Origin of the sequence: Tsukamurella sp. M9C (genome assembly GCF_020169415.1) — a bacterium.
Lineage (GTDB): Bacteria > Actinomycetota > Actinomycetes > Mycobacteriales > Mycobacteriaceae > Tsukamurella.
In genome coordinates this window covers 50,867-62,131 of the sequence record NZ_JAIULG010000025.1, presented here as the reverse complement: position 1 = coordinate 62,131, position 11,265 = coordinate 50,867, and the positions used below count along the sequence as shown (strand labels likewise).

General features: G+C 71.3%; 12 protein-coding genes. 6 read left to right on the top strand and 6 right to left on the bottom strand.

The window, feature by feature from the left end; all coding sequences use genetic code 11:
• Positions 1-206 (bottom strand): acyl-ACP desaturase (locus LB823_RS13735; protein WP_304941282.1); only part of this gene is annotated, 206 nt, incomplete at its 3' end.
• Positions 207-509: 303 nt separating this feature from the next.
• Here LB823_RS13735 and LB823_RS13730 point away from each other — a divergent pair.
• Positions 510-1,487 (top strand): oxygenase MpaB family protein, encoded by a 978-nt coding sequence (locus LB823_RS13730; RefSeq protein WP_224647788.1) that lies wholly within the window; start codon positions 510-512, stop codon positions 1,485-1,487.
• Here the strand turns inward: LB823_RS13730 and LB823_RS13725 are convergent.
• Complete coding sequence (locus LB823_RS13725) at positions 1,476-2,963, bottom strand: CoA transferase (RefSeq protein WP_224647787.1); 1,488 nt, start codon at positions 2,961-2,963, stop codon at positions 1,476-1,478. The two genes, LB823_RS13730 and LB823_RS13725, sit on opposite strands and share 12 nt — an antisense overlap.
• A complete protein-coding gene (locus LB823_RS13720; RefSeq protein ID WP_224647786.1) occupies positions 2,960-4,747 on the bottom strand; it encodes an acyclic terpene utilization AtuA family protein in 1,788 nt (595 codons plus the stop codon). The genes LB823_RS13725 and LB823_RS13720 overlap by 4 nt, the downstream gene beginning before the upstream one ends.
• Before the next feature lie 121 nt (positions 4,748-4,868).
• Here LB823_RS13720 and LB823_RS13715 point away from each other — a divergent pair, with 121 nt between their 5' ends.
• On the top strand, positions 4,869-5,765 hold the full coding sequence (locus LB823_RS13715) for a LysR family transcriptional regulator (RefSeq protein ID WP_224647785.1): 897 nt from the start codon (positions 4,869-4,871) through the stop codon (positions 5,763-5,765).
• 67 nt (positions 5,766-5,832) lie between these two features.
• Positions 5,833-6,825, top strand: a complete 993-nt coding sequence (locus tag LB823_RS13710; RefSeq protein WP_224647784.1) for a bile acid:sodium symporter family protein — start codon at positions 5,833-5,835, stop codon at positions 6,823-6,825.
• On the opposite strand, the gene LB823_RS13705 is transcribed toward LB823_RS13710, so the two are convergent.
• Positions 6,812-7,441 carry a hypothetical protein gene (locus tag LB823_RS13705; RefSeq protein WP_224647783.1) on the bottom strand — a complete coding sequence of 210 codons (630 nt, stop codon included), beginning with the start codon at positions 7,439-7,441 and terminating at the stop codon, positions 6,812-6,814. The two genes, LB823_RS13710 and LB823_RS13705, sit on opposite strands and share 14 nt — an antisense overlap.
• A gap of 72 nt (positions 7,442-7,513) precedes the next feature.
• Positions 7,514-8,023: a CGNR zinc finger domain-containing protein gene (locus LB823_RS13700; protein WP_224647782.1), complete on the bottom strand. Its 510-nt coding sequence runs from the start codon at positions 8,021-8,023 to the stop codon at positions 7,514-7,516.
• A 25-nt stretch (positions 8,024-8,048) separates the two neighbouring features.
• Here LB823_RS13700 and LB823_RS13695 point away from each other — a divergent pair, with 25 nt between their 5' ends.
• On the top strand, positions 8,049-8,834 hold the full coding sequence (locus LB823_RS13695) for a TSUP family transporter (protein WP_224647781.1): 786 nt from the start codon (positions 8,049-8,051) through the stop codon (positions 8,832-8,834).
• A gap of 22 nt (positions 8,835-8,856) precedes the next feature.
• On the opposite strand, the gene LB823_RS13690 is transcribed toward LB823_RS13695, so the two are convergent.
• Complete coding sequence (locus tag LB823_RS13690) at positions 8,857-9,414, bottom strand: MaoC family dehydratase N-terminal domain-containing protein (RefSeq protein ID WP_224647780.1); 558 nt, start codon at positions 9,412-9,414, stop codon at positions 8,857-8,859.
• A 155-nt stretch (positions 9,415-9,569) separates the two neighbouring features.
• On the opposite strand from LB823_RS13690, the gene LB823_RS13685 reads away from it, so the two are divergent.
• Entirely contained in the window at positions 9,570-10,277 is a 708-nt protein-coding gene (locus LB823_RS13685) for a hypothetical protein (RefSeq protein ID WP_224647779.1), read from the top strand.
• 129 nt (positions 10,278-10,406) lie between these two features.
• Complete coding sequence (locus LB823_RS13680) at positions 10,407-11,204, top strand: DUF6578 domain-containing protein (protein ID WP_224647778.1); 798 nt, start codon at positions 10,407-10,409, stop codon at positions 11,202-11,204.
• The last annotated feature ends 61 nt before the right edge of the window (positions 11,205-11,265 follow it).

Below are 11,265 nucleotides of genomic sequence, written 5' to 3'. Positions count from 1 at the left end.
TAGTCCGATCCGCCGAGGGCGGCGAAGTTCTTGCCGTCCGACCACGGGATGTAGTCGTGGGGGCTCCAGTCCTTCGTCATCGAGAGATGGCGGTTGACGTTGTCCTCGGCGACACCGGAGAGCTCCTTAAGGAGCTCCAGCTGGGTCATCGGGCGGGTCGAGACGAGGCTCGCGCCGGAGCCGTACGGAGTGGAACTGGGTGCCATCGCTGGCTCCAATCGATGTCGTGCCGGTCCGGCACTCTGAGGATCCTCAGCGTGGGAACTCCACCGAGAAGTCGGGCACCGACATCGGGCGTCTGACGAAGTGATGGAACTACCTGCGAGACGTCGGTGTGCTGTGTCGACTGTACAGCCGCTGCGTCCCATTCCTGGTCGATGCGCCGGCCGACCACCGATAGGCGGCCCGACCAGGTAGTCGCCTCGGCTACCGCCCCGGCCGCTCCTGCGAAGTTATCGAATGTTCTCGATTTCCTTCCGCATCCAGGATTGCGACTGCATGATAGGGATATGGCTGTCATCGATCAGGCTCTGACCCGCTCCCGGCGCGCACGGCAGCCGGAGACGCTGGCGGATCTGATGACGTTCGTGGGATTCACGAGCGGAGTCGCGAACATCATCATGCAGCTCGCGCTGCCTCCGGTCGGACACGGCGTGCACGAGAGCCGGGTGGTCTCCGGGAGCCCCCGCCGCAGGCCCTTCAAGCGTCTGCGGACGACGGGGCAGCATCTCGTGGTCTCGGTGGTCGGGAACGAGTCCGACCGCTCGGCCTTCCGGGAGGAGATGCGGAAGGTGCACGCGCACGTCCACTCGACCGCGAGCAGCCCGGTCAAGTACAGCGGCAACGCACGCGATCTTCAGCTCTGGGTGGCGGCGTGCCTGTACCGCTTCTACATCGATCAGTACGAGTTCCTCTACGGCCCGCTCGACCGCGCCACCCTCGACGTCCTCACCCCCGTCGCCGCCCCTCTCGCTACCGGCGTCAACGTCAGGGAGGCCGAGTGGCCGCAGAGCTGGCAGGAGTTCGAGGACTACTGGGACTCGATGCTGCCCCGCCTCGCGATCGCCCCGGAGGTGCGCGACGACCTGAAGTCCCTCTCGGACTTCATGTTCCTCAACGAGGCACTCGGCGCCCCGGGATGGGTGCTGGCGAAGGTCTTCGGCCCGCTCAATCACTTCCTCACCCGCGGCAACCTCCCGCCCGAGTTCCGGGACATGCTCGGGTGGGAGTGGTCCGAGGCCGAGCAACTGTGGTTCGACCGGCTGCTCCGGCTACTGCGCGTCGCCGACGTCGTGAACCCGCACGCGATCCGCACGTACTCCCAGGTCCTGCTTCTCGACCTCCGCCTGAGGCTGCGCCTGCGCGGGTCGATCCTCGGGCCCGAGAAGATCCTCGACGCGCCGCTGGGCGAGCAGGGGCGCACGCCGGCCGAGCGTCGCCGGAACCGCCGCCGGTCCGACGGTCCGCCGACGGGCTCAGGCCGGTAGCCACTCCGCGGCACTCGACCCGCGCGGCACCAGCACGGTGCGGTACGCGCCCGGAGTCGCCGACATGCGTACCTGATCGGTGACGCCCTGGAACTGCCCCAGTGGCGTGGCGGCGGTGAAGATCTCGGGCGGCAGGTACTCGTGATCGCCGGAAGTGCCGGCGATAGCGTGCGCGTACTCGCGGTCGAAGACGCCGAGCGAGAGGACCCAGAGCGCGGCCCGCACCAGCGAGACGTGCACGCGGTAGCTGCCGCCGTCGACGGCACGCCGCGCGAGCGCCTCCGTGATGCCCGCTGCCATGAGCCAGGAGACGATGTAGTCGTTCACCACGAGGATCGGAGGGAGCGCCGGATCGCCCTCGCCGCCTTCCAGGTTCATCATCCCGACGAGGCTGCCGGCCGTCTGGTCGAAGCCCACGCGGTCGGTCCACGGGCCGCCGGTGCCGAACAGCGACGCGGTCGCGTGGACGATGCCGGGCCGGCGCTCGGCCATCTGCTCCGCGGACATCCCGATCGAGGCCAGGTAGCCCGGCCGCCGGTTCGCGTAGAAGACGTCGGCGCCGTCGGCCAACTCGCGCAGGCGGGCGGCGCCCTCCTCGCGGTACGGGCTCAGGACGCACGAACGGACCCCGACGTTGGCGGTGACGTACGTCGTGTCGTGCTCGTGCTCGCCCGGCCGCCAGACGTTGAGCACGTCCGCGCCGTGCAGCGCGAGGGAGCGCCCCGCGCCCGCGCCGGCGATGACGTGCCCCATCCCGAGCGCACGGATCCCGGACAGCGGCTGCTCGCCCGGCGGCAGTGGCTCCGGTTCCGAGTCACCGATCTTCGTGATCTCCACCAGCGGTGCTCCGGCCACACCCTCGAGGTACTGCTGGTGCGCGAGGAACTCCTCGGCGGTGCGCAGCATCGGGAGCACGACACCCGCCCGGGCGGCCGCCTCCTCGAGCTCGAGGCCGTCCCACCGCGCGACCGCGGCGGCCACCGCGTCCTCGTCCTCGGGGACGCCGAGCAGGTTCTGCGCCGCGACCTTGATCTTCGGATACGGGTTGAGCGGCATCACCCACCGCTCGTCGCGTGTGCGGTAGAAGCGGAAGCCGAAGGCGTTGGTGGCATTGGCCGACGATGCCGCCGGGTACCCGTTCACCAGCTCCCAGCGCCGGTCGTAGAAGGGGCACAGGCGATGCGGCGTCGGGCGGATGTCGATGTCGATGTCCTGCCCCTCGCCGCCGCGCAGCCGCCACAGCTTCGCGACCGCCGCGGACTTCGCGGCCAGGGCGATCGAGGTGGCGCCGCCGATGCGCAACGTACTGGGCACCACGGGGTCCGCGCCGCGGAACCGGATGGCGCCGCCGGTGTCCTCCGCCGACATGCCGAGGCCGGCGAGCACCTCGTCGAGGGCGGCGTTCAGGTCGTAGGTGTCGTCGGTGGCCGGGGCGGCGACCGTGGCCCGGATGCGTTCGGCGAGAGGGTCGGTCATCGTCGGGCCTCCGTAGCGGTGGTGGAGAGAACGGATTCGGGTACGGGGACGACGCGGGAGCGCAGATACTCGCCGACGGCCTTGCCCACCTGGTCGATCCGGTCGTTCGAGGAACCCCCGGTGCCGAGCAGGCCCCGGAAGACGAAGTGCACCGCGCGGAGTTCGGGGAACTCGTGCCGGACGATGTCCAGGCCCTTGGCGTCCGGGAAGAGTCGGCGTACCTCGTCGGTGCTGAGGAAGCGGCGCAGCCAGGGCCAGGCCGCGGCGTCCGCTGCCCAGATGCCGACGTTGCTGTTGCCGCCCTTGTCGCCGCTGCGGGCGTGGGCCACGACGCCGAGTGGAACCGACACCGTCGGAACCGATTCCGGGGCGGCATCGGGCTCCGGGTGGACGGGTTGAGCCGGTGACTGCGTCCGCTCCGGGGGCCCGATCTCGAGTGCGGTGCCGTCGGCGAGGACGGCGCGGTGCGCGAGCGCCGCGGTCGGCAGCAGGCCCGGCCAGTAGTCGACGATCGGCACGGGCCTGCCCTGCAGCACGGAGGCGCCGTCGTGGAAGATGCCGGGGAAGCTCTGCAGGTAGAGGCTGCCGAGACGGCGAACAAGGTTGTAGTCGGCGAGGGTTGTGGCATCCGGCGCGGTGGCCAGGACGCGCAGCGCGACGGTGGCTTCCCATTGGGTCTCGGGATCGTCGGCCGGCACGCCAACCTGGGTCACCGTGACCGTGACGCCGTCCGGCCGGTCCAGGTCCAGCTGGGACCGCAGCAGTTCGACCTTCGCGGGAACCTCGGTGCCCGTGGCGAAGACGGTGCCCACCACGCGGTGGCCGACCACGCCGAACGCGGCGACCTTGGTGGTCGGAGGTGGCGGGGCGCCCGTGGCGCCGGAGACGCGCACCCGGTCCGGGGCGTCCTGGTCGAGGCGGACGTGCTGCAGGTCGACGGTGACGTCCGGGTTGAGGTACTGCGGCCCCTGGATCTCGTAGACGAGCTGCGCGGTGACGGTGTCCACGGTGACGGTGCCGCCGTCGCGGGCGTGCTTCGTGATGACGGCGGTGCCATCGGCGACGATCTCGGCGACGGGGAAGCCGGGGCGGCGCAGGTCGCCGATGCCGGTGAAGCCGGAGAAGTTGCCGCCGACCGCCTGCGGGCCGCACTCGATGACGTGGCCCGCGACCACGGCGCCGGCGAGCGCGTCGAAATCCTCACGGCCCCAGCCGTGCCACCACGCCGCGGGCCCCGTGATCAGCGAAGCGTCGGTCACCCGGCCGCAGACCACGATGTCGGCGCCCGCCGCGAGCGCGGCGGTGATGCCCCAGCCGCCGAGGTACGCGTTCGCGGCCACGGGCGTGGCCCGCCACCCGGCGATGGGCGCACCGTCGTCCAGGTTGTCCAGCCGGTGGCCGGCGGCGACGAGCTCGTCGAGGCGGTCGAAGACCGCGTCGCCCTCGACGTGCGCGACCGACAGCTCGACGCCGGCCCGCTGCGCCTCCTCGCGCAGGACGGAGGCGAGCGCGGCGGGGTTGAAGCCGCCCGCGTTGGTCACGACCTTGAGCCCGCGCTCGGCCACGGCGCCGAGGTGGGGACGGAGCTGGTCGACGAAGACGGGGACGTAGCCGGCGCTCGGATCCGCCCGGTGCGCGGCGACCAGCCCCGCGAGGGTGATCTCGGCCAGGTAGTCGCCCACCAGCACGTCCACGGGGTCGCCGGCCATCACCTCGTCGATCGCGGTCGCGCGATCCCCGAGGTACCCCGAGAAGTTCGCGATCCGCACCGGTCGCTGGTCCATGTCCGCCTCCGTCTCTCACGTCGTTCCCGTCCGACGGTAGGCCGTCGGGCACCGTCGGACCAGGACCGTTTCCGACGCCGGAGCCGGACCGCGGCGGTCCGGTTATGCCTACGCTGTCGGGGTGGAGATCCGGCACCTGCGGTACTTCGTGGCCGTCGCGGAGGAGGGCACGATCGCCCGCGCCGCCGAGCGCCTGCACATGGCGGCGTCGCCGCTGAGTCGCCGGATCCGCGATCTGGAGCGCGAGCTGGGTACGACGCTGTTCGTTCGGACGCACCATCGCGTGGATCTCACGCCGGACGGCGCCGACCTGCTGACCCGCGCGGCGGACGTGCTGGCGCGGTTCGACGCGATCGCCGCGTCGGCGGCCCCCGCCCGGATGACCGTCGGTATCGCACCCGACGTCTCGGCAGAGGCCCGGGACCTCGTGCTCGGCGCCGTCGCCGAGGCCTGCCCCGGCGTCGAGGTCGCGCTCGCACCGGCCCACACCGGTCCGCTCCTCGTGAGCCTGCGCGCCGGCGACCTGGCACTCGCGGTCGCGCACGGCCCGATCGAGGAGCCGGGCATCGACTCCGTCCTGCTCGAGCGGCGACGCAGCTACGCGGTGGTGGGCCGCGGTACCGCCCTCGGCGATCGGACGTCCGTGCGGTTGTCGGAGCTCGCCGACCTCGCCTTCGCGTCGATCGACATGACAGCCGCGCCGGCGCTGTACGGGCGCCTGGACGAGGCGCTCCGCGCTGCGGGAGTGCATCGACGCGCGACCGTCGCGGACTCCAACTTCGCCGGAGTCGCGCAGCTCGTGGCAGCCGGCCAGGCCTTCACGCTCTCGACCCGCGACACGGGGACCGCCGCACGACTGCTCCGCGACGAGGATGTCGTCTTCCTCGAGGTCGACGGTGCCGGATCGCTCTCCACGCACGCCGCATGGAGCACTGCGGGAATCGTCGCCGATCCCCGCGTTCGCGACGCCGTCGCCGCGATCGGGCGCGCGGTTCCGGACGGACCGACCGTGGTCTGAGACCGGGCCCCGCGGCACCGTCGGGCCGCGTGACCGGGCTCGACGCTTGAAGTGAGACTATCGAAGAATGTCTGCGTCCCCGCCGCCCGGAACCCCCGAGAACCCCGCCCTCGCGGCGGAGGCACGGATCGCGCGGACGGCGGTCACTGTCTTCCCGCTCCTGGTCCTGGTGGCGGGCGTCGTGGGCTACCTGACGCCGAGCACGTTCACGCCGCTCGCGCCCTCGGTGCCCTACCTGCTCGGCGTGATCATGTTCTGCATGGGCCTCACCCTGACCCCGCCCGACCTGGCCTCCGTGGCGAAGCGGCCCTGGGCGGTCGTGCTCGGCATCGTCGCGCACTACGTGATCATGCCGGGCGCGGGCTGGGTCATCGCCCACGGCCTGAACCTCGAGCCCGAGCTGGCGGTGGGCGTGATCCTCGTGGGCTGCGCGCCGTCCGGCACGGCGTCGAACGTCATGGCCTTCCTGGCCAAGGGCGACGTCGCGCTGTCGGTCGCGGTGGCGAGCGTCTCCACGCTCATCGCCCCGATCGTGACGCCGCTGCTGGTGCTGTTCCTCGCGGGCTCCTACCTACCCATCGACGCCGGCGGCATGGTGCTCGACATCGTCAAAACCGTTCTGCTGCCGGTGATCCTCGGCGTCCTGGCGCGGCGATTCGCGAAGAGCTTGGTCGCGCGGGCGCTTCCCGTGCTGCCGTGGGCGTCCGCGCTCGTCATCGCCTTCATCGTCGCGATCGTTGTGGCCGGCAGCGCGAGCAAGCTCGCCGCGGCGGGCGGCATCGTCTTCCTCGCAGTAGTGCTGCACAACGGCTTCGGGCTGGGCCTGGGCTACCTGGCCGGCAAGGTGGGGCGCCTCGACGACCGCGCCCGCCGCGCCCTCGCGTTCGAGGTCGGCATGCAGAACTCGGGCCTGGCAGCCACGCTGGCCACCGCCCACTTCTCGCCCCTCGCGGCGCTGCCGTCGGCGGTCTTCTCGCTGTGGCACAACATCTCCGGGGCGGTTGTCGCGGCCTGGCTGGCGCGCAGGCCGCTTGCGGACGAGTCGACTACTCGGCCTTGAGCGGCTCCAGGCACACGACGATCGATCCGGTCTTGCGCTTCATCGTGTAGGACACCGTGGCGGTCGGATACTCCGCGCAGCCGGTGTCGTCGGTCGTGTTCTTCAGCTTGCCGACGATCCGGTACCGGGCGCTCGCATCGGAGCAGTCCACCTTGTCGGAATCGGCGTTGCTCCCCGTGCCCGACATCGAGACGCAGTCGCCGACCGTTGCTCCCGCCACGTCGCGCTGGCCGAAGTAGGCGATCGTGCCGATCATCGCCACCGGGATGAGCAGGCCCAGCATCGCGAGCCGCTGGTACAGCGGCTTGCCCGGATCCAGGTGCGGCGCCGAGGCGGGTTGCGGCTCGGGGAGGCGACGCAGGCGCACCCACACGGACAGGTTCCACAGCAGGGTGAGCGGGTTGACGACGACGGAGACCAGCGTCAGCCAGCCCTGCCAGAGGCTCTTCGCGGACATGTCCCGGACCGTCGCGATGCCGCAGGTACGGCAGAACGGGCCCTTCTGCTTGAGGAAACGCATCGCGATGAGGAAGCCCTGGTGGCCGCGCACCGTCGTCTCGAGGGCGGGTGCGGCGCCGCAGAACCGGCACGTCGGGCCGGCGGTGGGGATGGTCATGAGGGCAAGTATCGACAACCCTCGTTCGGAATATCAAATCCTGTGACTTGGAATACAGTATTCGTCGCCGGGTCAGGCCGCGCGGTGGCGGCGCACCGCCTCCCGGCTGCCGCAGCGCGGCGAGCAGTACCGCTGCCGGCCGTTGCGGGAGACGTCCGCGAACACCGCTGCGCAGTCCGACGAGGCGCACCGCCCCAGCCGGCTCATGCCGCGCGTGGTCAGGTGCAGCGCCGTCCCGGTGAGGATCAGAACGGCGAGTTGGCCGGTGAGCGTCGCGCCGGACTCGCGGTAGTGGATGTGCCAGCCGGTGCCGGCGTGGTCGGTGACGCGCGGGTGGGAGGCGTGCTCCGCGAGCAGCGCGTTGAGTCGCGCGACGCGGGTCGCGACGTCGTCCGCGTCCACCACGGTGAGCCACGCGTCGATCAGGGCGCGACAGCCGGCGAAGTCCTCCGCGCCGACGGTCTCGACGAGCATGTCGTGCGCACCGCACCGTCGGACCAGGTCGTCGAGGTCGACGGCCGGAGCGTTTGCCAGGTCGACCGCGAGGAGAACGGGGCCCTCGCCGTAAGGGTTGATGTGCACAAGGCCATTACAGCACGATCGACCGGTGCCCGACATCACCACGACGACGCTGATCCTGCTCCTGTTCGCGGCCCTCGCCGCGGGCTGGGTGGACTCCGTCGTGGGCGGGGGCGGGCTGATCCAACTCCCCGCGCTGCTCATCGCCTTCCCGACGGCCGCGCCGATCCATCTGCTCGCGACGAACAAGATGGCCTCGATCGCGGGCACGACGACGAGCAGCATCACCTACTGGCGGCGCGTGCGGCCGGACTGGCGGACCGCCGTCGCGCTGGCGGTACCCGCGTTCGCCGGCGCGATCGCGGGCTCGCTCATCGCCTCGCACATCCCGCGGTCGGCGTTCAACCCGATCATCCTGGCCGCGCTCATCGCGGTCTTCGTCTACACGCTGCGCCAGCCCGACCTCGGTGACGAGACCGACCTGCGGTACCGCGGGCATCGTCATCTCGTGACGGCAGGGCTGGCCGGGTTCGCGATCGGCGTCTACGACGGTGCGCTCGGCCCGGGCACCGGATCGTTCCTGGTCTTCGCGATGGTCGGCCTCATGGGCTACGCCTTCCTCGAGGCGTCGGCGAAGGCGAAGGTCGCCAACTTCGCGACCAACCTCGCCTCGCTCGTGGTCTTCCTGCCCCAGGGCGCGGGTTACTGGAAGCTCGGCGTCGCCATGGCGTGCGCCAACGTCGCGGGCGGCTACCTCGGCGCGCGGACCGCCGTCGCGAAGGGCAGCGGCTTCGTCAAGGTGGTCTTCCTCGTCGTGGTCTCGGCGTTCATCTGCAAGCTCGGCTACGACGTGGTGCGGCAGTTCGCGCTGTGACCGCCCGGCAGCGTCGCCGCGGTCAGGCGATGACGACGCCGTGCATCACCACGCTCTTCGCGGCCTCGCTGAAGTCCCCGGCCTCGTCGCCGTCGGGCGAGCCGCCGATGAGCGTGGTGGAGAGCGTGACCAGGTGTTCGCCGTCCTGCGCGTACATCTCGTTCCGGAGCGTCACCATGTCGTACCCGCCGACGCGGCGGTGCTTGTCGACGTACACATGGATGGTCAACTCGTCACCCGCGACCACGGGTCGGTGGTAGGTCATCGCCTCGTCGGCCTGGATCAGCTGGCTGGCGCCGTACCCGATCACGGAGTCGTCGAAGAGCGGGCGGTTGGAGACGATGCCCGCGACGCTCACGAGCATCGGCGGCGCGACCAGGTCGGAGTAGCCGGCGGCGCGCGCCGCCTCGACGTCGAAGTGCACCGGGGCCGAGAACTGAGACGCGAGGGCGTACTCGCGAATCTTCTCGCGGCCCACCAGGTAGGTGTCGCCGTACACGTAGTGGTGGCCGACGGCCCTCGCGGTGCGCTCGCTGATCTCGTCGGGGGTCAGCGGGGCGGTGGCGGTTTCATTCGGCATCCGACCACGGTATCGGCGCGCGCGTGCGGATGACTTGTCCGAACCTCCAACAATCCCCGCGCCTCCTTGGTCGCGGCGGGCGCGGGGGTGTGGCCGAGTTCACGTCGAGGTCGACGGTTTGCGTTGCACCCCATGGATCGCCGTAAAATGAGTCGGTGAGCGAAGCCGGTGCTGCAGTCCCCGAAGACCCGACCGACCTCGAAGCGTGGCGCACCGCCAACGAACTGTCCGTGCCCTTCTCCGAGGCGCTGGACCTCTGGGCCGACACCGCGCATGCCGCCCTCGTCGAGCTGGCCGGCCGGTACGGATCGTTCATCTCCTTCGCCGAGCTCGCCGCCCGCGCGCAGGCCGACGCCGGCATCGCTACCCGCGCCCCCGTGCGCCTGTGGGTCGCCGCGCTGCAGCGCCGCGTGACGGACCGCTGCGAGGCCGCCGGGGAGCCGCCGCTCGTCGCGCTGATGGTCGCGCACGACCAGACCGTCGGTGAGGGCTACGCCTACGCCGTCGCCGCCGCCGGGCTGCCCGTTCCCGAGAGCCTCGACCAGCACGCCGCCGCCGCGCGTTTCGCCTGCTACCTGCACTTCGGGGCGACGATGCCCGCCGGCGCGGCCCCGCAGCTCACCCCCAAGCTGGAGGAGGCCCGTCGGGTCGCCGCGGCGCGTGTCGCGAAGGTGAAGCCGGCGAAGGCCGCGTCGAACGGCCGCGTCGTCAAGGCCCGCACGCCTGCGGCGCCGCGCGCGGCGAAGGCGCCGTCGGCCCGGCCGGCTAAGGCCGCACCTGCCAAGCCCGAGCCCCGTCCGGCGAAACTGTGCCCCAACTGCTTCACCCAGCTCGCCGCCAACGGCGAGTGCGGCTTCTGCTGAATCTTGCATCCCGCGTGCGGCCTTCGCTAATCTGAACGCGGGTACACCGGGCCCCGGGGCCTTCGCGCCGCGGTCGTCGATCGCCCGGTGACTTCTGTGAACACTCCGTCGTCCTCTGACGATCCGCTGGTGTACGTCCACATCGACACCTGGGAGTACCAGTGCTGCGGCACGGTGCCCCGCGTCGGTGCCGAGCTCAGCGGAACCCTGACCGTCTACGAGAGCGGTATCCCCGGCTACCTCGCCCCGCCGGTCACCGGCTTCGACAAGCGCAGTGGCCTGGTGCAGCTCGGAGCCGTCGTCGCGCAGCTCGGGTACGGACTCGACGAGCCCGTCGGGGACCTGCGGCTCGGACTCGGTTGGCACGACCGCGACGCACGTCCGGCTGTGACCGGCGTCGTCGAGCATGTCCTCGAGGAGACGGGTCGGTTCCTCCCTGTCGGCGACGATCGGACGCTGCTGGTGGATCCCGAGTCGCGAGGGTTTGCCGCCGTCGACGAAGCGACGCGCTGGCCGGAGGAACAGCTCGAGGGCGGCGGTGCCGCGACCATCGGTGTCGTAGTCGGGCTGCGGGTCACGGAAGTGCGGGTCCCGACGCCGGACGAGATCGAGGCGCGCCTCGCCGACGAGGAACGCGGCCGTCGCACGGTGCACCTCACCGGCCCGACGGAATTGTTCGGGCCCGCGCTCCCGAAGGAGGGGAGCGTGATCGAGGTGGACCTGGGTGACGACCGGCTGGACAAGACCGGCTCCTTGGCGCACATGATCGGCGTGGTCCGTGGAGAGGTGCTCCAGGCGAGCGCGATGAGCGACATGGGCGGGCAGCTCTTCGGTGTGGTGTTCGTCCGACCCGATCCGGCGAATCCGCCCGCCGAACTGTTCGTCCGGCTACTCATCGATCCGCGTGACGCTGAGATGAGCGCCTGAGCGGCGCGACCCCCGGCGACACGCCGGGCCCGCGCCGCTGGAGCGCGCATCTCAGCGCCAC

What these genes read in the sequence shown, in the direction of transcription:
- LB823_RS13730 (WP_224647788.1), top strand. Translation starts at nt 510, where the DNA reads ATGGCTGTCATCGATCAGGCTCTGACCCGCTCCCGGCGCGCACGGCAG.
- LB823_RS13725 (WP_224647787.1), bottom strand. Translation starts at nt 2,963, where the DNA reads ATGACCGACCCTCTCGCCGAACGCATCCGGGCCACGGTCGCCGCCCCG.
- LB823_RS13720 (WP_224647786.1), bottom strand. Translation starts at nt 4,747, where the DNA reads ATGGACCAGCGACCGGTGCGGATCGCGAACTTCTCGGGGTACCTCGGG.
- LB823_RS13710 (WP_224647784.1), top strand. Translation starts at nt 5,833, where the DNA reads ATGTCTGCGTCCCCGCCGCCCGGAACCCCCGAGAACCCCGCCCTCGCG.
- LB823_RS13705 (WP_224647783.1), bottom strand. Translation starts at nt 7,441, where the DNA reads ATGACCATCCCCACCGCCGGCCCGACGTGCCGGTTCTGCGGCGCCGCA.
- LB823_RS13690 (WP_224647780.1), bottom strand. Translation starts at nt 9,414, where the DNA reads ATGCCGAATGAAACCGCCACCGCCCCGCTGACCCCCGACGAGATCAGC.